Here is a 20470-nt window from a genome sequence, read left to right as displayed (position 1 = left end):
TGCTTGCAGCGCGTCAGCACATGCGGTTCAGCCCGCAGCACTTGATATATGTTTTTACACTAGGGATGGAACCAAAGAATGCAGGCTAACTGGAACTGGGGCATATTTTTTGAACAGGCGCCGTTTGGAAACGTCACCTACTTCAGCTGGCTGGTGGATGGCTTTTTGACAACAGTGGCCCTGTCTGTCTGCGCCTGGATTCTGGCTTTTGTTCTGGGCTCGCTATTTGGCATTCTACGCACATTGCCCAACAAGATTCTCAGCAACATCGGCGCAGCCTATGTGACCATTTTTCGTAACATACCTCTTATTGTTCAATTTTTTATCTGGTATCTTGCCGCGCCAGACCTTTTGCCTTACAGGGCGAGCGTGTGGTTCAAGGCAGAACTGAACCCCAATATCCAATTTTTCATCATATCTGTCTGCGCGCTGGGTTTCTTTACGGGCGCGCGCGTATGCGAGCAGGTACGGTCAGGCATTCAGGCGCTTTCGCACGGGCAGCGCTATGCGGCTCTGGCCCTCGGCCTCACGCTGCCCCAGACCTACCGGCATGTGCTGCTGCCCAACGCATACCGCATCATCATACCGCCGCTGACCTCCGAGATGCTCAATATGGTAAAAAACTCGGCTGTTGCCTCAACAGTCGGTCTTATTGAGCTGACCGCCCAGGCCAACAGGCTGTTGGAATTTTCGGGCTACGCCTACGAATCATTTATCGCGGTGACACTTGCCTATGCGCTGCTGAACTTTGTGGTCATGCGTTCCATGAAACTGCTGGAGAACAAGATGCGTTTGCCCTCCACGAGTGCAGGAGGCAAAAATGTTTAGCTTTGACTGGAGCATCATTCAGCAGAGCCTGCCCCTACTCGGTCAGGGAGCGCTGGTTACGCTTAAAATCACGGTCACGGCCATTGCGCTGGGCATGGTTATAGGCACGCTTTTGGCGGTCGCGCGCATTTCAGTGTACGCGCCCCTGCGCTGGCTTTCGGCGAGCTATGTAAACTGCTTCCGCTCCATACCGCTTGTTATGGTGCTGCTGTGGTTCTACCTTATTGTGCCGCATTTTTTGAGTTCGTTTTTCAACCTTTCGCCGCAAACAGACATTCGACTGGTCTCCGCCATTGTGGCATTTACCGCCTTTGAGGCGGCCTACTATGCCGAAATCATCCGCGCAGGCATGCGCAGCGTTTCCAGCGGGCAGTATTCCGCAGCGCTGGCGCTCGGCATGACCAAGTCGCAAACGCTCACCTACGTCATTCTGCCCCAGGCCTTTCGCGTTATGACTCCCCTGCTGCTGACCCAGGGCATGATTCTTTTTCAGGATACAGCCCTGGTCTACATCATCGGCCTGGCGGATTTTTTCCGTACCGCTTCCAACATTGGCAAGACGACCGGCAACGAAATTGATATGGTGCTGTTTGCAGGCGCGGGCTATTTTATTGTTTGCTTCTGTGTATCAGTCACCGTAACCATGGTAAAAAAGAGACTCAAGCTATGATCAACCCTACCGATGAAGCCATGATTATTATGGAAAACGTATCCAAGTGGTACGGTGACTTCAATGTGCTGAGCCATTGCAGCACGCGCATACACAAGGGCGAGGTTGTGGTTGTGTGCGGGCCTTCCGGTTCGGGAAAGTCCACGCTTATCAAGACCGTCAACGGCCTGGAACCTGTGCAGGATGGCAAGATTATTGTTAACGGCACAGAGGTGACCAGCAAAAAAACCAATCTGGCCCGGCTGCGCAGCCATGTGGGCATGGTTTTTCAGCACTTTGAGCTTTTTCCGCATTTGAGCATCATTCACAACCTTGTGCTCGCTCAGGAAAAAGTGCTCAAGCGCAACCGCGAAGAAGCCATGGAGAAAGGCCTTATGCTGCTCAAACGCGTGGGGCTTGAGCCGCAAACGGACAAATACCCCTCGCAGCTCTCCGGCGGGCAGCAGCAGCGCGTGGCCATTGCACGTGCGCTGTGCATGGACCCTGTGGCCATGCTTTTTGACGAGCCAACATCTGCCCTTGACCCCGAAATGATCAATGAAGTGTTGGACGTTATGGTTGAACTCGCCTACGAGGGCATGACCATGATGGTTGTGACCCACGAGATGGGCTTTGCCCGCAAGGTGGCCAACAGGGTTCTGTTTATGGAGACCGGCGCGATCCTTGAGGACTCGCCCAAGGACAAGTTTTTCGACAACCCCGCCACCCAGCGTGCAAAAGACTTTTTGGCCAACATCATTCCGCACTAACAGCTTCCTTCTTATATAGCCAAAGCCCCGGCCATGTCTCTCAGCTTGAAGAGACATGGCCGGGGCTTTTACGTTTTTTTCTGTCTGCTCCTCACCCGCAGACTGGGTTTACCTGTTTGGCATTGCGGCGTTGCAAAGGCAGGGCATCCGCAGATCAATCATGGCGCGCATGCCGCTGAAACAATTTGTCGACTGCAAGTCAGCCGGTGGCCTGATGCGCCGTTCCTTATGCACAAAACCGATGTCGGGCAAGCCTTCGAATGCCCTGATATACTGTCAAAAATTCCCCTTTGCCGGGGGAAAATTTTTCCTGCTTGTTCTGTCATTTTATAATCATTTGCAATAATTATATTTTTTTTATTGGCACATGGATTGCATCTTGGCGTGTACAGCTTAGCAACCACCAGGAGGTGTCCCATGTCTTTGGTCATTAACCATAATATGATGGCCGCCAACACGGCCAGAAATTTAAATGCGCACTACTCAGCATTGGGTAAATCAACACAAAGGCTGTCGTCCGGTCTTCGCGTAAACAGCGCCGCCGACGATGCCGCCGGACTGGCAATCCGCGAACTGCAGCGTGCCGATATAGCCACCCTGCAGCAAGGCGCCCGTAACGCAAACGACGCTATCTCAATGATCCAGACCGCCGACGGCGCTCTTGGGGTCGTTGACGAAAAGCTCACCCGCATGAAGGAACTGGCAGAACAGGCCGCAACCGGCACGTACGACTCCACCCAGCGCCTGATGATCGAATCGGAATATCAGGCCATGGCGTCGGAAATTACCCGTATCGCCAACGCCACCGACTTCAACGGCATCCATCTGCTCAACGGCGCGCTTTCGTCCGAAACGCACGATGGCAGCGGCATGAATTCGAGCGGCAAGCTCAAAGTGCACTTTGGCACGGGCAACGACTCTGCCGAAGACTATTATTACATCACCATCGGCAGCGCCACCGCCTCGTCATTGGGCGTGGGCAATCAGGCCCTTGACGCCAGCGGCAATATGCGCGACGGCGGTACGGTGTCCACGCAGGAGGCTGCGCAGAAGTCCCTTGACGCCATTACGCAGGCCATTGTTTCCAAGGACAAAATCCGCGCCCACCTCGGTTCCGTGCAAAACCGTCTGGAAAACACCATCACCAACCTGAACACTCAGGCTGAAAACCTCCAGGCTGCTGAATCCCGTATTTCGGACGTGGACGTGGCGACGGAAATGACGCAGTTTGTGCGTGAACAAATTTTGACCCAGTCAGCGGTGGCCATGCTCTCGCAGGCCAACTCCTTGCCGCAGATGGCCATGAAGCTTATTGGCGGTTAGGCCATCACAAACTAGGCTGTGGTAGACCAAAGATGGGAGGTCCGGGGGCTGTGCCCCCGGACCGGGACATTCCCGAATATGCCCACGTAACAGGCTGGGTATGTTGGGGAATGTGTCAGCTGTTTTTGGTGCTCTTGGCCGTTTCAAGCATATCCAGCGCCTGCTGGGCGGCATTTTGTTCCGCCTTTTTGCAGCTGCTGCCTGTAGCCACAAATTCTCTGCCGTCCGGCAGTTTAACCCCTATTTCAAAAACCTTAGCATGCTCTGGGCCATTGCTGCCCAGCCGGGTGTACAAGGGCGCCTCGCCAAACTGCTGCTGCGAGGTCTCCTGCAGTCTGGTTTTGTAATCCTTGGGCATGGTCTTGCTCGCCGCTGTGGGCCAGCGGTCGGCAAAAAGCCGCGCCACAGCCTCCCTGGCCGCGTCAAAACCGCCGTCCTCGTACACAGCTGCCAGCATCGCTTCAAACGCGTCGCTCAGCACGCCGTCGCGCGTGCGCCCGCCCTGACTTTCTTCACCCCTGCCAAGCTTGAGCAGGGTATCAAGCCCGATTTTTCTTGCGCGCTCCGCAAGGCTGACCGTGCTTACCAGATGCGCGCGCATCTTGGTAAGCTCGCCCTCGCGCGCGTCAGGAAAACGACGATACAGCTGGGCAGACACGCAAAGCTCAAGCACCGCATCGCCCAAAAACTCAAGCCTTTCGTTATGGTTCTGCCCCATGCCGCACTCGTTGGCCCACGAGCTGTGCGTCAACGCAAGATCAAGCAGCTCCGGTCTTATAAAGGTGTAGCCCAGCACGGGTTCCAGCAATTTTGCCGCTGTCTTGGGCGGCATATTTGATGAAGCGTCAAAATTTTGCATAGCCGTACTCTATTCATTTCATGACCGATGGCAACACAAAATACCTTGACATGCGCTTCACCAATGCCTAGGTAAAACCAACGACTACCGAGGAGTTGAGCATGGCTTACGATATCCGTTTGATGAAGCTGGTGACGGGTGAACTGATCATCGGCAAATACGACGCCGAAAAGGACTGCCTTAACGAGGTGGCCACCATTCAGACCATTCCCACCCAGCAGGGCGTGCAAATGATGATGCTGCCCTACGGCTATCCTTTTGAACCTGATTTTACCGGCAGCATCGAGGGCAAAAATTTCCTCTATCGCTATGCCAACACCCCCAAGGAACTGCAGGACAAATATATTGAAGCCTGCACCAATCTGACCGTGGCCGGCGGCCTTGGCCGGATGCAGTTCAGCTCCGAGCCATTCAATGGCTCTGGCAGCGGCCTTATCAAGTAACTTCTGAAAAGCCTCCGCGTACCCGCCACCTCCGCCCGGCTGCCTGCCGGACGGATTTGCCGGGTAAGTCATTTGACATTTCGGCTTTTCTGCTTCTTCAGGGGGCGGCGCTAAACGCCGCCCTTTTTGCACCCCTCGCCTTTTCTCCAACCCACACAAGGATAGACATGCGCCACCTGCTGCCCCTACTGCCCAAACCAAGCCGTTATGCGGGCATTGAGGACAACGCCTGCCGTAAAAACCTCGAGGATGTGCGCCTGCGCGTGGCTCTGGCCTTTCCTGATACCTATGATGTGGGCATGTCCTACCTTGGGCAAAAAATTCTGTATAATATCGTCAACAGCGTGCCTCACTGGTGGGCCGAACGCGTCATGGCGCCCGAAAAAGAGGCCGCCGAGATACTGCGCGCCCACAACACCCCGCTGGCCACCCTGGAATCTGACACGCCCCTTGCCAGCATGCATTGCCTGAGCTTTTCCATCACGCACGAGCTTTGCTACACAAATGTGCTCTACATGCTCGATCTGGCGGGCATCCCCCTGCGTATGGAAGACAGGCCGCAAAGCCTGACCGAATGCCCGCTGGTCATCGCGGGCGGCGGCGCGCTGCTGAGCGCTGAACCGCTGACGCCCTTCATAGACATCATGGTGCTTGGCGACGGCGAGGAAAGCCTGCCCGACGTGCTGCGCATGCTCGAGACAGCCCTTGACCAGGGCTGGACCCGCAGCGAAATGCTGCTGCAGTCGCGCACTATTCCCGGCGTGTACGTGCCCTCGCTTTTCAAGCAGGAAACAACCGCCTGGGGCGAGCCGGTTTTTCCGCTCAAGCCGCTGCGCGACGACTATCAGCGCCCCTCCCGCCGTATTGTGGCCGACCTCAACAACGCCGCCTACCCTACCCGGCAGGTTGTGCCCGTCGGTGCGGTGCACAACCGGCTTTCGCTCGAGATTGCCCGAGGCTGCACGCGCGGCTGCCGTTTTTGCCATGCGGGCATGGTTTACCGCCCGGCGCGCGAGCGCTCGCTTGAGGATATCAACGAGCTGCTGAGCAAATGCCTCAACGAAACGGGGTTTGACGAAATTTCCTTCCTTTCGCTGAGCACTGGTGATTTTTCGGCGCTCAAAACTCTGAGTTTCGGCGTGCTCGACCGCTGCGCCCGCGAGCAGATCAGCCTTTCGCTGCCCTCGCTGCGCGTAGGCTCCATTGACGACGAAATCATCGAGCGCATGGCCGACCTGCGCCGCACGGGCGTTACACTGGCCCCCGAGGCAGGCAGCCAGCGTCTGCGCGATGTTATCAACAAGGGCGTCACCGAAGAGGGCCTGCTGCTGCACGCCCAAAAACTGCTCGAGCACGGCTGGCGGCTGGTAAAACTCTATTTTATGATAGGGCTGCCCACCGAGACGGACGCAGACCTTATAGCCATTGCCGACATCTGCCGAAAGGTGCGCGACGCCGCCGGACGCGGCGGCCCCCGCCTGCAGGTTACCGCTGCCCTTTCTCCCTTTGTGCCCAAGCCCTTTACACCCTTTCAGTGGGTTGCGCAGATCGGACAGGATGAAATCCAGCGGCGCGTCAACCTTGTGCGCCAGCAGTTCAAAGGGCAAAAGTTCCTCAAGCTGCGCTGGCACGAACCGGCCATGAGCCACCTTGAGGGCATACTGTCCCGCGCTGACCGCCGTATGGCCGACGTGGTGGAAAAGGCCTACCGCAAGGGCGCGGTGTTTACGAGCTGGATGGAGCATTTTTCGCTGCCGCCCTGGCTTGAAGCGCTCGACGAATGCGGCATCAGCGCCGACGCTTGCACCGGCCCTCGCGAACCGGGCGCTGCGCTGCCCTGGAGCCACCTTGAAGCGGGCATCTCGGAAGAATTTTTGCTGCGCGAGCGAGAGCGGGCGCTGGCGGAAAAAATTACCGACGACTGCCGCTACGGCGCATGCCGCCAGTGCGGCGCGTGCGATACCAAGGCCTCGCCCTCGCGCATGCAGCACGCCTCCGCCCCCACGGCAAATGACGGCCCCGACCAGCCCCTGCACCGCAACAGGCTTATCTTGCCGCAACGCGACCAGACGGCTCACGCGCCTACGCTTGATGCTGACGGCCGCCTCGTGTGCCGCCCCCAGACCAGCCGCCCGCCCAAAATTACGGCAGAGCTGACCGTCAAGGCGGCGCAGTACCGCGTATGGCACAGCAAGGCCCAGGGCAGCGCCTATCTGAGCCAGCTTGAATTGCAGGCGGTACTTGACCGCGCGTTGCGCCGCGCCGCCATGCCGTTGGCATTTTCGCAGGGCTTTCACCCCATGCCGCTGCTTTCGTTTGGCCGCGCGCTGCCGGTCGGGGTAGAAAGTCAGGCCGAATGGTTTGCGCTTACCCTGCACAAGGCCTTGCCCCCGCAGGAAGTGGCCGATCGCCTCAGGCCCCTGCTGCCCCCCGGCATGAACGTGATGCGGGTGGAGCCGGTCGAAAAAAGCCGCCGCACCGAGCAGGCCGTTGCCGAGGCCTTTACCCTGCGCATGCCCACAGAGGATGAAACCGCCGCAGCAGCCCGCTGCTTTGCCGATTTTGCAGAACTGCCGGAACGCATGTTCACCCGCGACACCAAAAAGGGACCGCGCACTGCCGACATACGCCTGATGCTGCGCAGCTGGTCGCCACGGCACAGCGAGACGGGAGCTGTTGAAGCCGTGACATTTGTGGCGGACTGGGGTAACGGTTATCTCTCTCCGCTGGTATTTTGCATGGCAGTGCTTGAAACATTGGGAACGCCGGAAACACTGCGCCAACGCATAGGCCTGCTCAAAACAGCGCAGATTTTTGCAGACGGCCAGAGCTATCCAGAGTAAACAATGCCGCATGCCACACCCGCCTGGTTCTTTTTTGGAGATTCGCTGACGCAGGGCGTCAACGACCAGCTCATGCCCGGCGGCTGGGCCAGCAGGCTTGCCGTGCTGGCGAACGAGGCAGGCCTGTGCTCCATACCACGCGCCACGTTTTACAACTTGGGCGCACGGCGGCACAGTACGGCGACCATTGCCGCCCGCTGGCGGTCTGAGCTGGAAAGCAGGCTTATACCCGGCATGGAGCCGCGCCTTGTGTTTTGCACTGGCGTGGTGGACATGGCCGCCCCAGGAGGTGGCGTGGCTGCCGACCCAACGCGGATTGCCGACCAGTTTGACAATCTGCTGGCCCAGGCGGCTAGTGTCGCGCCAACTCTGGCTATCAGCCCGCCGCCAGTGACGGAAACGCGGGCAAACACGCGCATTGCGCTGCTGGTCGACCTGCAGCGGCGCATATGCCAGAGGCGCGGCATACCGTTTGCCCAGGTGTATACCCTGCTGGCAAACAACCCCGACTATACAAATGACCTGAGTGACGGGCTGCACCCTGGTTCGCAGGGATGCGCCCTGATGGCGCAAATACTTTTAGCGCAGCAATGCGTAAGTGCCTTTATGCGGACAGCGTAGGAGAACACAATGGGTTCCTGTATTCCCTTTATAGACGAACAGCCTTTTGCGGAACGTGTCAAAACCATGGCAGACGATGAACTGCTCGAAATCTGGGAAGAAACCCAACAGCTCGAGAGCCTGCTTTGCAGCGCCCTGCATGCAGACCTGACCCTTGCCCCGGATTATGAAAAGGCCATTGTCGAAGAGCTTTTTTTGCGCTCCAGCCGCCGCGTGCGGCAAGCCCCGCTGGACAAATAGACAATGCCTGAAGGCCGCTCGCCGTAAATGTGCTTGCGCGCAGTCGGCACGGCCAGGTGGCCAACAAGCCGCGCCTGTTTTTATATTTTGCAGTACCGCAAATGCCCAGCTGCCGCCGTAATCGTTACCCTGCAGCTGTAGCGCGCCCAAAACCAGCATGACGGGCGGGCGCCCGGTGCTGCCTTCATACCAGCTCTGCGGCAGCGCCGCTTGCCCTGTCCTGACCGACGATACTGCCCGTCAGATCCGCATTGGCACGCGTTTGCCAGCAGATAGCGGCGCACACTGCATTGGTATTCCAGCTCACCGTACCTTGTCCGGGGGCATTCAGGCTTTTTAAGACATGCCATGATTCAAACGCAGACAGGCCGGGCAAAAGCCCGGCCTGTCTGGTAAATACCCTTTGGCATCTTACGGCATCTTCAGCTGTCTGCTTGTCAAGCCGTCTTGCGACGCGCCTGCTGCTCAAGCTGCCGCAACGGCGCTCTGCGCGCGACATCAGAGATACCCGATGCCGGCATTGGCCATTGCGTATCAAGCAGCAGGTCAGACAAAGCCAAGGCAGGCACTGCTGACTAGACGGTCGTCAACAGCTCCATGTCGTCGCCAGAAAGCAGCTTATCAAGGTCAAGCATGATAAGCAGGCGATCCTGCAACTTGCCCACGCCGCTGATGTAGTCCGAGTCCACCCCGGCCACGACTGGCGGCGGCGGTTCGACCGTGCTCGCGGGTATGCGCAGCACCTCGGAAACGGCATCCACAACAAAGCCCACGATAATATTGTTGATTTCAATGACAATAATCCGCGTGTTTTTGTCGTGCCCCTTGGGGGCAAGACCAAAGCGCCGACGCAGATCAATGATCGGGATCACCTTGCCGCGCAGATTGATGACGCCTTCCACAAATTCCGGAGCGCGGGGCACCTTGGTAATTTCCATGGTGCGGATAATTTCCTGAACCTTCAGGATATTCACCCCGAACTCTTCTTCACCGATGCTGAACGTCACCAGTTGCAGAAGTTCGTCTTCCTGTTTTTTCTGACTCAGATCCATGTCTGCTCCCTTGTCGCAAGTAGGCCGCAGTCGTGCGCCAAAAATCAAACGGGGTATCGCCGCAGGGTCAAAACTCTCATTTGCTTCTCAAGCACTGCTGTATGGTCACACATTAGACAATATCGGCAGTGCAGTAAAGAACCATAGGGCATACCGCAAAAAAGAGCATTATTTTTCATACGCTTCGCTCAGGGCCTGCTCCAGTGTGCGGACGCTGTACACATCACGCAACACGAGCGGTTGGTTGGCGTCTTCACCTGCGGAAAAAAGCGCTGTGAGAGGGATGCTTTTGCTGCCCAGGGCATCGAGCAGACGCACTGCGTATGCATTGGCATTGGTAAGGTCAACGCGCACCAGTTCCATACCATAGCGTGCCTGCAGTTTGCGCATGCGCTCATCTGTCAGCACGGTGGCTTCCATAAATTTGCAGTTGGGGCACCAGTTGGCAGTAAATTCAAGCAGCATGGGCTTTTTGCCCAAGTTGGCCTCAAAGGCCTCCGGCGTAAACTGACGCCACTGGGGCAGGGGCGCAACCGGACGCAGCACCCAAAAAACGGATGCCACCAGAAGGCACACGCCCAAAACGCTCATGACCCTGCGCCGCAGCGGGGGCGCGGTTATGCCGCAATACTGGCCCCACAGCCAGGCGCACAGCGAGAGCACCAGCAGCACGGTCAGCACCTGCATGTGCCGCTCGACCGGCAGCACAGAGAGCAGATACAGAGCCGTCCCCATAAGCATAAAGCCCACAATGCGCTCAAAGACGTGCATCCAGGCGCCTGGCTTGGGCAGAATGCGCGCAAGGTCGGGCCAAAGGCAAAACAGTATGTACGGAAGGGCCATGCCCAGCCCCACAGCCCAAAAGACCACAATGACAATGATCAGCGGCTGAGTAAAAGCCCAGCCCAGCACCCCGCCCAGCAGGGGGCCGCTGCAAGGAGTGGCCAGAAAAGTCGATACAAGGCCGGTAAAATAGGCCTGCAGACAGGGATTTTTGCTGCTCGCCCCGGTTTTGAGGTCAATGACCGGCAGGCTGAACACCCCAAGCGTGGACAACCCCATAAGGAAGACCACCAGCAGCATTACCATGAGCACTGCCTGGTTTTGGTATAGCTGCCCCCACATGAGGTCGGCCAGCCCCAGCACAAGGGCAAGAACACTGAAAAGCGTCATCACCCCCGCTGCAAAGCACAAATTGTGCTGTCTGAAGCGCCTGAGCCCGGCGGCGTCGCGCCCGCCCACCAGCAGCAGGCCGCTGACCTTGAAGGTGAGCACCGGCAGCACGCAGGGCATGGCATTGAGCAGCAACCCGGCAATGATGCCAAACAGCAGGGCTTTGCCCAAGCCGGAAATTTCAAGGGAGTCGTCCAAAAAGCGCGGCGTAAGGCGCACGTCAAACCCGTCGGGCGGCGGCAGTTTTTGGGCGCTCTCATCTGCCCATGCCCCTTCGGAGGTCTGCGTTTCTTTAGCCCATGCCTCGGAGGCCGCATCGTCGCTGCCTGGCTCGTCCTGCGGGTCGCCGTTCTGCGCGGCTGCGGCATCAACCGGGGGTTTATGCCGCAGCGCCTGCCACTGGGCCCCCCAGGGCATGTCGCCTACAGTGCCGGCTGGGGCGGGTATCACGCCTGACGCCTCTTCGTTGACCGGCACGCACTTGCGGTTTGAGCACAAAAGCATGCTCAGCTCGGCCGTAAAGGGCTTGCCCGCCGCATTGTCTGGCAGAGGGATAAAAAAGGTCACATCGCCTTCGTACACGTTTACCGTGGCCGAGGGGTCGTAATAATCCCGCTGCACCGCCCCGTCCGGGTAAAACACAGGGAGTACGCGCCTGCCCTCCAAAAGCAGGTCCACAGTGGTAGGCCTGCCTGCCTCGCCTGGTTCATGCCCGTAGGCATGAAACTCGGCGGGAATCGCAATGTGCAGGGCCGCAATCACATTCTGCCCGTCGCGGGCTGTTTCAAGCTGCGGGTGCAGGTTTTCCGCACGCGCTCCGGTGCACATAAACAGGGCGGCAATCAGCGCGACCAGGCTTGCGCGCAGCACACGCCAGCGCAGGTCGGCAAAGACGATTGCCGTTGCAACCAACTTGTCATATTTCAAAGCGATATCTCTTTTTTGCTGATTTTTTTCAAATTGCTTGACAGGCAGGGGCGCTTGAGCGTAAACACCTCTTCACGCAATGCGGGTCATTAGCTCAATTGGTAGAGCAGCTGACTCTTAATCAGTTGGTTCGGGGTTCGAGTCCCTGATGGCCCACCAGAAAATTCAGGTTCGCGGTTCAGCCGCGAACCTTTTTTTATTGTCTTTTTGCGTTTTTCCATGGCCGTTCACCTGTTCCAAGACAATAGCCGCTCGTCTAAAACAAGTCCAGACTACCGTAACTTGTCCACCTTACTTGTGAAATCTGCGCCTTTCATCTTTGCCTGACCAATCGCTGCCTGAGCACGTCCTCTCCCTGCCCCCGCGCCGCAACTGCGGCCTGAAATTTCGTCACGCCCGCGCAGATCGGCTTTACGCGCAGGAGTTCGCTCTGGGCATCGCTGCCCACAACCCGTCACGGGCTGTCAGCCATTTTGTTGCTGATGCCAACAGCGCCGCTTGTGCGTAAAAGAATTATTCCAAACCGTGCTCAACCACGACGCTGACGGTCAAGCCGGGAGATCCGATGGCAAGGGCGTGCCGAGGACAGACAATGCTAGTCTGCATGTCCTGGGGTGACCAAGCCAGGCAGCGCGCAAGTTGCTGGCAGCCTGCGCGTCCCCCAAACAGTCAGGCCCGTTTGCCCGCATGCAGTTAAACATGCGGGCAAACGGGCCTGAACCGGATAAAAGAGCTGAAGCTTGCGGCAAAGCCGCTATGCGCTGGGCGGCAGGTGCTTGGACTGCTTTTTCAGCTTGTAGCCCACCCAGACAAAGGCAATCCAGATAGGCGCCAGCATCACCGACAACCCTTCGCCGATCATCACAAGCACGATCAGCACCATGGCCATGACCAGGAGGCAAAGGTAGTTGGTAAAGGGATACCAAAACGCCTTGAAGTAGATTAGTTCCCCCGCGCGCACCATGGCCGCGCGAAACTTGAGGTGGGTCAGGCTGATCATGGCCCAGTTGATGACCAGCGCGGCCACCACAAGCGACATGAGCAGGCCCAGAGCCTTGCCGGGCATGGCGTAGTTGATGAGCACGCAGATCAGCGTGGCCAGCGACGAAATCAGCAGCGCGTACACCGGTACGCCGCGCGCGCTGACAGTGCCCAGAGCCTTGGGGGCGTTGCCCTGAAGCGCAAGGCCGTAGAGCATGCGGCTGTTGCAGTAAACGCAGCCGTTGTAAACCGAAAGCGCCGCTGTAAGCACCACAAAGTTGAGCACATGCGCGGCGGAGGGGATGCCGATAAGGTCAAAAATCTGCACAAAGGGGCTGGCCACCATGGCCTGGGCCCAGTGGCTCTTGTCCACAGGCGCGCCAAGCTGGCTCCAGGGATGCAGGGTCAGCAGCACGAGCAGCGCGCCGATGTAAAAAATAAGAATACGGTAGATGATCTGGTTTATAGCCTTGGGGATGGTCACGCGCGGGTTGTCGGTCTCCGCTGCGGCGATGCCCACAAGCTCAAGCCCGCCAAACGAAAAGGCCACGACCGCAAGCGCCGTAAACACGCCCTCCCAGCCGTGGGGCAAAAAGCCGCCGTGCGCCCACAGATTGCTGACGGCGGCATCCGGCCCGGCCTGACCGCTGAACAGCAAAAAAGTGCCCAGAAGAATCATGGACACAATGGCCACAATCTTGATGGAGGCAAACCAGAATTCCATCTCGCCAAACAGGCTCACATGACAAAGATTGACGCCCGTAATCAGCAAGAAGAAAAATGCCGTCGTCTGCCAGGGCTGAATAGTGGGAAACCAGTACTGCACATACACCGCCACAGCCGACAGCTCGGACATGCCCACAAGCACGTAGAGTATCCAGTAGTTCCAGCCGGACAGCAAACCGGGAAAATCGCCCCAGTATTTATGGGCAAGGTTGCTGAACGACCCGGCAACAGGCTCCTGAGCCATCATTTCGCCAAGCTGGCGCATGATCATAAAGGCGATAAAACCGCCCAGGGAATAGCTCAGCAAAACAGCCGGGCCAGCCATCTGGATGGTGCCCGCCGAGCCGAGGAAAAGCCCCGTACCAATGGCCCCGCCCAAGGCAATGAGCTGTACATGCCTGTTTTTCAAGGCTCTTTTTAATTCTTGTGTATTGTTTTTCATTCGCAAAAAATTGGCTGCGACTACCCCCGCCAGAGTGGTCCTGTTGCACCATACCCGGTATGCGGCCGGTTACTCCCCATCCTTAGCGCGTCACGGGCGGTGTATCCCTACCAGTCGCTGCCCCAACGCCACAAAACCATCTTCACGCCAGCCGCGTCGCAGCAGGCATGACCATCAACAGACGCAAAACTCCGCCCGCGCCATGGCTGTCGCGGCGGTGATCCGGCTTGCCCCGCCGGTTATCTGGATAATGCACGCAATACGGCTCCCCGATGCAGGGCGCGCACAGGCGCCAGCATCCGGGAGCCGCTTGGTTTACTTGGATTGTTCGGACCCGCCAGCCGCAGACGCAGCCTGTTCGGACACATCCCTGGCATCAATTATCCGTACGCCAAATTCAGCCACACCTTCGGGCGGGGAGTAAAAAAGCACCATAAAGGGCACCTCGCCCCCGCGCGGCACGTTGGTGTTGTTGGAAAGGATCTCTACCTTGTTGTTGAGGAAGGATTCCATCTCCTTTTCACTCAGCACCTGAAGCTGAAAAAGTGAAAGCTGCACGCCGCCCAGCTGTTTTTTAACGGCCAGCGCTTTTTTATCCTTGTCGTAAATGGCGGCTTCGATGGTTATGAGTTCCTTTGGCTGCGGAAATTCGTTGACCACCCTGCCCTCGATAACAAAGACCTTGCCCACTTTTTCGTTATCTACATAGTACTGCCGCACATTGCGCATGGTAAGCAGTTCGACCTGCTTGGCTATGTCCTGCTCGCTCTGCTGCTTGGCAGCGCCCTTTGTGGTGTAGTACCACCAGCCTCCGCCCGCGCACGCCAGCACAAGCACAAAAACCAGCGCCAGCTTAACCAGCGGCAGTTTTTTCTTTATGGGCATGTCGGGCAGGGGGCCCTGCTCCGCCAGAGGGACCTCTGGCTCGTAGGCAAAAACCGTTTTGCAGACCGAGCACCGCAGCTTGACGCCCGGCTTGGCAAGCTGATCCGGCAAATTAAAGCGGCTAGCGCAACTGGGACATTTTATTTCCATGCCAATACTCCAAACCTACCGGCTGCCGGAGCCGGGAAAAGCCTACTCGGGAATCACTTCAAACACGCCGGGCAGCATACGGTAACGCTCGGCGTAGTCCAGGCCATAGCCCACAATGAACCCCTGGTTCAACTTGAAGCCCGCAAAATCGACCGTAACGTCAACTTCACGGCGCTCGTCCTTGTCGACCAGAGCTGCCAGGCGCAGGCTGCGGGCCTTGCGGGCCGCAAACTGGCCCAGCAAAAAGCGCATGCTGTGCCCGCTGTCCACTATATCCTCAATAATCAGCACATGCTTGCCGCAAATGTCAATCTCTACATCCTTGCTGAAAATAACATGCTTGGAGCTTGAGGATCCCTTGCCGTAGCTGGAAAGGCGAACAAAATCCAGCTCCAGTTTCGTGTTATGCAAAGACCGAACCAAATCGCTAAAAAACATAAAGCCGCCCTTGAGCACGCATACCGCCACTACCGGTTCGTCACCGTAGACTGCGTCAATCTCGCGGGCCAGATCCTGGATCCGGGCTGCTATCTGTTCCGGCGTAAACACCGGTTTCAGTTCTTTGACCTTGATCTCTTTAGCCTTGGGCATGTGTTTCTCCTGCTTCCTGTGCAGCGGAATCCAGTTCAAAATAAACAGCTGTTTCATCGCAGTTGGGGTACTTGGCGCAGTGCACGCAGTCAGCCCAGATTTTTTGCGGCAAAACGCTCTTGTCCACAACCTTGAACCCCAGGCGGGCAAAAAAAGCCTCCTGGTATGTAAGCGCAAACACTTTTTTGATGTGCAGATCCCGGCACTCCACCAGACAGGCGTTTACCAGCTCCCTGCCCGCGCCCATGCGGCGCAGGTCGTCGCGTACAACAAGCGAGCATATTTCGGCAAGGTCTTCCCAAACCGGCGCCAGAGCGCAGCAGCCCACAATCTCGCCCGCTGCGTTCTCGGCAACCATAAAATTGCGCACATGCCCGTACAGATGGATCAGGGCACGGGGCAGCAAGAGCCCTTTTTGGGCGCATTGCAGCAAAAGCCCATGCATGGACTTGACGTCGTCCATGTGGGCTTTGCGCACCACAAGGGTACTTTCCATTATTTCTGTTCCAGCAACTTTTTAAAGACCATTTCGACCATTTCAGCATCGGCCATGCCAGGCTCGGAGAGTATGAGCTGCCCGTCCTTGCTGTAAAAGGCATTGTGCGGAATCTGCGAAATTTTGAACGCCTTGGCGATCTCGCGGTCGGCCATAAAGACGGGGTAGGTCATCTTCATCTTTTCCACAAAGGGGGGCACAACCTTGGCGTCTTCGTCAAGCGAAAGGCTCACGATAAGGACGTCCTTCTCCGCATATTTTTTGCGCACGTTCACAAGCTCGGGAATTTCAACGCGGCACGGAGGGCACCATGTGGCGAAAAAATTGAGCATGACGACCTTGCCCTTGTTTTTGGCAAGCATGTCGGTAAGCCCGGCCAAATTGAGGGTAGGAACAGACGAAGCCGCCAGTGCAGAGCACGGCAAAGCCAGGCACAGCAACAAGGCGAGGATGACTTTCTTCATAATTCACCCGAAGTTTTAAGGGTAGAAGCACGGACCACGCAGGGCGCGGCTACACAAACTGCTTGGCGGCCTTTACCGCACCTACGGCGTCAGCGCAATATGCATCCGCGCCGATGGCGTCGGCAAAAGCCTGGGTAACGGCCGCGCCGCCCACCATAACCTTGATGGGCAGTCCGCGCTCCCTGACGATTTTGATGGTGTCTTCCATACGAACCATGGTGGTCGTCATCAACGCCGACAGGCCGACGATACGCGCGTTATGCTTGAGTGCGCAAGCAACAATGGCCTCGGCCGGAACGTCCTTGCCCGCGTCCACCACGTCAAAACCGTGGTTGCCCAGCAAGAGCGAAACAATATTTTTGCCGATGTCGTGAATATCGCCCTCCACCGTGGCCATCACCACCACGGGGCGTACCTCGGCCCCGCGACTGGCTTCAAGCAGTGGTTTAAGGTGGGCAAAGGCCGTCTGCATGGTTTCCGCCGCGCGGATGAGCTGGGGCAAAAAGTATTCGCGCCGCTCATAGCGCGCGCCCACCTCGGTAATGGCGGGGATAAGCGTTTCCTGCACCAGGATAAACGGGTCCGAGCCTTTGGCAAGCTCGGCATCAAGCAGGGGCAGCACGTTTTCCTTGTCGCCGTTGAGCACGGCCTCGGCAAGGGTTTTTGCCGCCGCGCCAGCGCCCTGCCGCACCTGCACCGAGCCCTCGCCGGGCTTCCAGCCAGAGTAGGAGGCGATAAACGACGAGGCGTGCGCGTCGTGGTTGCACAGCACCTTGAGCGCGTCGGCCGCCTCGCGCAGACGCTGCGCGGAAGGGTTGGCAATGCACGAGGTAAGCCCCGCTCCCGCCGCCAGCGACAAAAATGTGGCGTTGAGCAGCTCGCGGGCTGGCAGACCAAAAGAAAGATTTGAAAGCCCAAGCGTTGTGGGCAGGCCGTTGGCGGCGCACCAGCGCGTCATTTCAAGGCACTGCAACGCGCTGTTGGCGCTGGAGGAGACCGCCAGAGCCAGAATATCCACCATCATCAGCCGCCGCGAGATACCCATGGCTTCGGCTTTTTCGATCAGGCTTTCCACCGTGCGGATGCGATCGGCGGCCTTTTCCGGCAGATGCGCCCCCTGCAGGGGCAGCAAAATAAAGGGCGCGCCAAAATCGCGGCACAAAGGGCCGAGCATCTCCATGCGCCCAGCCTCGCCGCTGATGGAATTGACCAAAAAAGAACCCGGGCAGTACGGCAGGGCGTTGGCAATGGCCTCCGCATTGGACGAATCAATGGAAAACGGCATGGGCAGCCGCGCCACAAGACGTTGCAGCAGTTCTGGCAGCAGCTGGGTTTCATCCACCAGCGGCGCGCCCACGTTCACGTCCAGCACAGTGGCGCCTGCGTCCACCTGCGCGTCGGCCAGCTGCATGGCCACATCAAACAGCCCGGCCTGCAGCTCCTGGGTAAGGGCCTTTTTGCCGGTGGGGTTGATGCGCTCGCCAATAATGGTCAGCGGCTGCCCTGCGGCAATGCGCACCATCTGCGAGCGGTTGGTCAGGCAGATGCCCGCGCGCGTCACCTTGGGCGGGTCGACGCTTTCCATACCGCGCAGGGCTTGCGCCAGCGCGGCCAGATGCGCGGGGGTCGTGCCGCAGCAGCCGCCCAGCACGCGCGCCCCCATGTGGGCAAACGGCGCGGTCTTTTGCGCAAAGTCTTCCGGCCCGAGAGGAAACACCGTTACATTGTCGCGCAGCTCGGGCAGGCCCGCGTTGGGCTCGGCCATCACGGGGCACTCACAGGCGGTCAGCAGCTCCTGCACCACGGGCTGCATCTGGTCCGGCCCAAGGCTGCAGTTGGTGCCCACCACATCCACGCCCATGTTCTGCATGGTTTCGGCAAAAATTGCGGGGCTCGACCCGGTAAGGCTCACGCCCTGTTCAAAAGTCATGGAGACCATGACCGGCAGGTCGCACTCCTGCCTTGCAGCGGCGACGGCGGCTCTGGCCTCGGCCAGGTCAAACTGCGTTTCAATAAAGATGAGGTCTGCCCCGCCGGCCACAAGACCACGAATCTGCGTGGCAAAGGCGGCGATAAGGTCGCGCGGCTCCACCGGCCCCAAAGGCTTGGCAAAATGGCCGGTTGGGCCCACATTGCCCGCCACAAAGACAGGCCGCCCCACCTGCGACGCGGCTTGCCGGGCAATTTCGACCATACGGCGGTTAAACGAAAAAACATCCAGACTCTTGGGCAGCTTGTAGATGTTGCCGCCAAAGGTGCACGAGGTCAGCAGGTCGACGCCCGCGTCCAGATATGCCTTATGGATACCGCGCAGGGTGTCGGGGTTTTCCATGCAGAATTCTTCGGGCGTCGCGCCAGCGGGCATGCCCGAGGCCTGAAGCATGGTTCCCATGGCGCCGTCGAGCAAAAGAGGCCTGCCAAGGCCGAGGGCTTGTCGGAATGTCATCGTCGTCTCGCAGTGTTCCCAGCACACCTGCCGCAAGCGAAAGAGCACCTTTGCCTTCCGCCTGCATTACCTGTATGGTGGGGCTTCAGTTGTTTGCAGCCGCTGGCTGCGCAGATATTTGCAGGCCAGCACGCGCAAGCCGAAACCGGGGCAGCACGCAGCCGGGGTCAAAAAATTCAGCCGCGCCGTGGAAACCGGCAGGCCTTTTACTACTGAAAAACGTTGAAAAGAACAAATCAAAACTATAGCATCAAACATTGCAGCCAGTTACAGGCTGCGATGACCTGACATAAATATCATGAAAAAAGACAGTCCGATAGTTCCCCCACGCACGAGACGTGCCAAATCCCCGGCGAAGTCTGAAATTTCCGCGCCAGAGGTGGAAATTCTGGATGCTCCCAAGGCGGACAAACGTACCGCCGTGGGCACGGGAAGCTCTCGCGTCGCGGCTGCAGCTCCCCGACCCCGGTCTGGTGAAAAAAAATCTGCGTCCCGCAATATTCTTGATGTCGAAGCCTCCGACGTAACGGAAACAACCGTCGATTCGCCGGTGGAAGATCAGGACGACGAGGCGCTGGCCGATTCCGCCACGGATGTCGATCTTGACCTTGACCCCGTCGACCATGAGTTTGACCCGCTCGCGATTGAAGAGGACAGCCAGAACGACCTGCCTGCGCCCTCCACTCCCCGCCTGCCCGCCGTTGGCCCGCGCGACAGCCTGCACCTCTACCTGCGCGAAGTGAGCCGCTTTCCCCTGCTCAAACCCGACGAGGAGCATGAGCTTGCCCTGCGCGTGCGCGACCACAACGACCCCGACGCCGCCTTCAGGCTGGTGTCGTCGCATCTGCGCCTTGTGGTGCGCATCGCCATGGACTTTCAGCGCCGCTGGATGCAGAACGTGCTCGACCTTGTGCAGGAGGGCAACGTGGGGCTCATGCGCGCGGTAAACAAGTTTGATCCCGACAAGGGCATCAAGTTTTCGTATTACGCCTCGTTCTGGATCAAGGCCTATATTCTCAAGTTCATCATGGACAACTGGCGCATGGTCAAGATCGGCACCACCCAGGTGCAGCGCAAGCTGTTCTACAACCTCAACCGCGAACGTCAAAAGCTCATGGTACAGGGTTTTGACCCTGATGCGGCCATGCTTTCCGAGCGGCTGGGCGTTACCGAAGACCAGATCAACGAGATGGACCAGCGCCTCGCCTCCACCGACATGTCGCTCAACGTGCCCGTGGGCGAGGATGCGGGCGGGGCCACCCGCATGGATTTTTTGCCCGCTCTCGGCCCCGGCATAGAAGACACGCTTGCCAGCAACGAGATCGCCGGTCTTGTGCGCAGCCGCCTCAAGACCATACTGCCCAAACTGAACGAAAAAGAGCTGTATATTCTGCAAAACCGCCTGCTCACGGACGAGCCGGTAACCTTGCGCGAGATAGGCGAACGGTATAACGTCACGCGGGAACGCGTCCGCCAGCTTGAGGCAAGACTGCTGGAAAAAATCCGGCAGCATCTTGCTGTGGACATCAAGGACTTTTCAGACACATGGATACAATCCTGA

19 protein-coding genes and 1 tRNA gene are annotated in these 20470 nt (G+C 58.2%); 11 read left to right on the top strand and 9 right to left on the bottom strand.

The window, feature by feature from the left end; genetic code table 11:
* The first annotated feature begins 78 nt into the window (after positions 1 to 78).
* The 5 genes from DDIC_RS06220 (at position 79) to DDIC_RS06200 (ending at position 3570) form a co-directional block, all read left to right on the top strand.
* Positions 79 to 828 carry an amino acid ABC transporter permease gene (locus DDIC_RS06220; protein ID WP_136399638.1) on the top strand — a complete coding sequence of 250 codons (750 nt, stop codon included), beginning with the start codon at positions 79 to 81 and terminating at the stop codon, positions 826 to 828.
* Entirely contained in the window at positions 821 to 1498 is a 678-nt protein-coding gene (gene gltK, locus DDIC_RS06215) for a glutamate/aspartate ABC transporter permease GltK (protein ID WP_136399637.1), read from the top strand. Before DDIC_RS06220 ends, gltK begins: the two co-directional genes overlap by 8 nt.
* Before the next feature lie 20 nt (positions 1499 to 1518).
* Positions 1519 to 2247 carry an amino acid ABC transporter ATP-binding protein gene (locus DDIC_RS06210; RefSeq protein ID WP_136401043.1) on the top strand — a complete coding sequence of 243 codons (729 nt, stop codon included), beginning with the start codon at positions 1519 to 1521 and terminating at the stop codon, positions 2245 to 2247.
* 55 nt (positions 2248 to 2302) lie between these two features.
* On the top strand, positions 2303 to 2593 hold the full coding sequence (locus DDIC_RS06205; RefSeq protein ID WP_136399636.1) for a hypothetical protein: 291 nt from the start codon (positions 2303 to 2305) through the stop codon (positions 2591 to 2593).
* Between the two features lie 71 nt (positions 2594 to 2664).
* The gene (locus DDIC_RS06200) at positions 2665 to 3570 is read left to right on the top strand and encodes a flagellin (RefSeq protein WP_136399635.1); all 906 of its coding nucleotides are present in this window, start codon (positions 2665 to 2667) and stop codon (positions 3568 to 3570) included.
* A 115-nt stretch (positions 3571 to 3685) separates the two neighbouring features.
* On the opposite strand, the gene rnc is transcribed toward DDIC_RS06200, so the two are convergent.
* Positions 3686 to 4429: a ribonuclease III gene (gene rnc / locus DDIC_RS06195; RefSeq protein ID WP_247647576.1), complete on the bottom strand. Its 744-nt coding sequence runs from the start codon at positions 4427 to 4429 to the stop codon at positions 3686 to 3688.
* A gap of 101 nt (positions 4430 to 4530) precedes the next feature.
* Between rnc and DDIC_RS06190 the strand changes: the two genes are divergently transcribed.
* From DDIC_RS06190 to DDIC_RS06175, 4 genes are all read left to right on the top strand, one after another.
* Complete coding sequence (locus DDIC_RS06190) at positions 4531 to 4872, top strand: hypothetical protein (RefSeq protein WP_136399634.1); 342 nt, start codon at positions 4531 to 4533, stop codon at positions 4870 to 4872.
* Between the two features lie 167 nt (positions 4873 to 5039).
* The gene (locus DDIC_RS06185) at positions 5040 to 7715 is read left to right on the top strand and encodes a TIGR03960 family B12-binding radical SAM protein (protein WP_136399633.1); all 2676 of its coding nucleotides are present in this window, start codon (positions 5040 to 5042) and stop codon (positions 7713 to 7715) included.
* A 3-nt stretch (positions 7716 to 7718) separates the two neighbouring features.
* Positions 7719 to 8336, top strand: a complete 618-nt coding sequence (locus DDIC_RS06180; protein ID WP_136399632.1) for a GDSL-type esterase/lipase family protein — start codon at positions 7719 to 7721, stop codon at positions 8334 to 8336.
* Between the two features lie 9 nt (positions 8337 to 8345).
* Positions 8346 to 8576 (top strand): hypothetical protein, encoded by a 231-nt coding sequence (locus tag DDIC_RS06175; RefSeq protein ID WP_136399631.1) that lies wholly within the window; start codon positions 8346 to 8348, stop codon positions 8574 to 8576.
* A 575-nt stretch (positions 8577 to 9151) separates the two neighbouring features.
* Here the strand turns inward: DDIC_RS06175 and DDIC_RS06170 are convergent.
* Together DDIC_RS06170 and DDIC_RS06165 are read right to left on the bottom strand one after the other, a co-directional pair.
* Complete coding sequence (locus DDIC_RS06170) at positions 9152 to 9628, bottom strand: chemotaxis protein CheW (protein WP_136399630.1); 477 nt, start codon at positions 9626 to 9628, stop codon at positions 9152 to 9154.
* Positions 9629 to 9796: 168 nt separating this feature from the next.
* A complete protein-coding gene (locus DDIC_RS06165) occupies positions 9797 to 11728 on the bottom strand; it encodes a protein-disulfide reductase DsbD family protein (RefSeq protein WP_247647575.1) in 1932 nt (643 codons plus the stop codon).
* An 83-nt stretch (positions 11729 to 11811) separates the two neighbouring features.
* On the opposite strand from DDIC_RS06165, the gene DDIC_RS06160 reads away from it, so the two are divergent.
* Positions 11812 to 11887: transfer RNA gene (locus DDIC_RS06160), tRNA-Lys, on the top strand.
* A gap of 595 nt (positions 11888 to 12482) precedes the next feature.
* On the opposite strand, the gene DDIC_RS06155 is transcribed toward DDIC_RS06160, so the two are convergent.
* The 6 genes from DDIC_RS06155 to DDIC_RS06130 all read right to left on the bottom strand — a co-directional run bounded on the left by DDIC_RS06155 (position 12483) and on the right by DDIC_RS06130 (position 18909).
* Positions 12483 to 13844 carry an amino acid permease gene (locus DDIC_RS06155; protein ID WP_247647574.1) on the bottom strand — a complete coding sequence of 454 codons (1362 nt, stop codon included), beginning with the start codon at positions 13842 to 13844 and terminating at the stop codon, positions 12483 to 12485.
* A 348-nt stretch (positions 13845 to 14192) separates the two neighbouring features.
* Positions 14193 to 14912 carry a zinc-ribbon and DUF3426 domain-containing protein gene (locus DDIC_RS06150; RefSeq protein ID WP_136399628.1) on the bottom strand — a complete coding sequence of 240 codons (720 nt, stop codon included), beginning with the start codon at positions 14910 to 14912 and terminating at the stop codon, positions 14193 to 14195.
* Positions 14913 to 14954: 42 nt separating this feature from the next.
* Positions 14955 to 15503 (bottom strand): hypoxanthine phosphoribosyltransferase, encoded by a 549-nt coding sequence (hpt, locus tag DDIC_RS06145; RefSeq protein WP_136399627.1) that lies wholly within the window; start codon positions 15501 to 15503, stop codon positions 14955 to 14957.
* Positions 15490 to 15999, bottom strand: coding sequence for an N-acetyltransferase (locus DDIC_RS06140; RefSeq protein WP_136399626.1), 510 nt, complete (start codon positions 15997 to 15999; stop codon positions 15490 to 15492). The genes hpt and DDIC_RS06140 overlap by 14 nt, the downstream gene beginning before the upstream one ends.
* Positions 15999 to 16463 (bottom strand): TlpA family protein disulfide reductase, encoded by a 465-nt coding sequence (locus tag DDIC_RS06135; protein ID WP_136399625.1) that lies wholly within the window; start codon positions 16461 to 16463, stop codon positions 15999 to 16001. Before DDIC_RS06135 ends, DDIC_RS06140 begins: the two co-directional genes overlap by 1 nt.
* A 49-nt stretch (positions 16464 to 16512) precedes the next feature.
* Positions 16513 to 18909, bottom strand: coding sequence for a homocysteine S-methyltransferase family protein (locus DDIC_RS06130; protein WP_136399624.1), 2397 nt, complete (start codon positions 18907 to 18909; stop codon positions 16513 to 16515).
* A 298-nt stretch (positions 18910 to 19207) separates the two neighbouring features.
* On the opposite strand from DDIC_RS06130, the gene DDIC_RS06125 reads away from it, so the two are divergent.
* Entirely contained in the window at positions 19208 to 20470 is a 1263-nt protein-coding gene (locus DDIC_RS06125; RefSeq protein WP_136399623.1) for a sigma-70 family RNA polymerase sigma factor, read from the top strand.

The organism is Desulfovibrio desulfuricans, assembly GCF_004801255.1.
GTDB lineage: Bacteria > Desulfobacterota > Desulfovibrionia > Desulfovibrionales > Desulfovibrionaceae > Desulfovibrio > Desulfovibrio desulfuricans_C.
The sequence above is the reverse complement of the archived record's forward strand: the minus strand, read 5'-3'. Positions and strand labels throughout refer to the sequence as shown.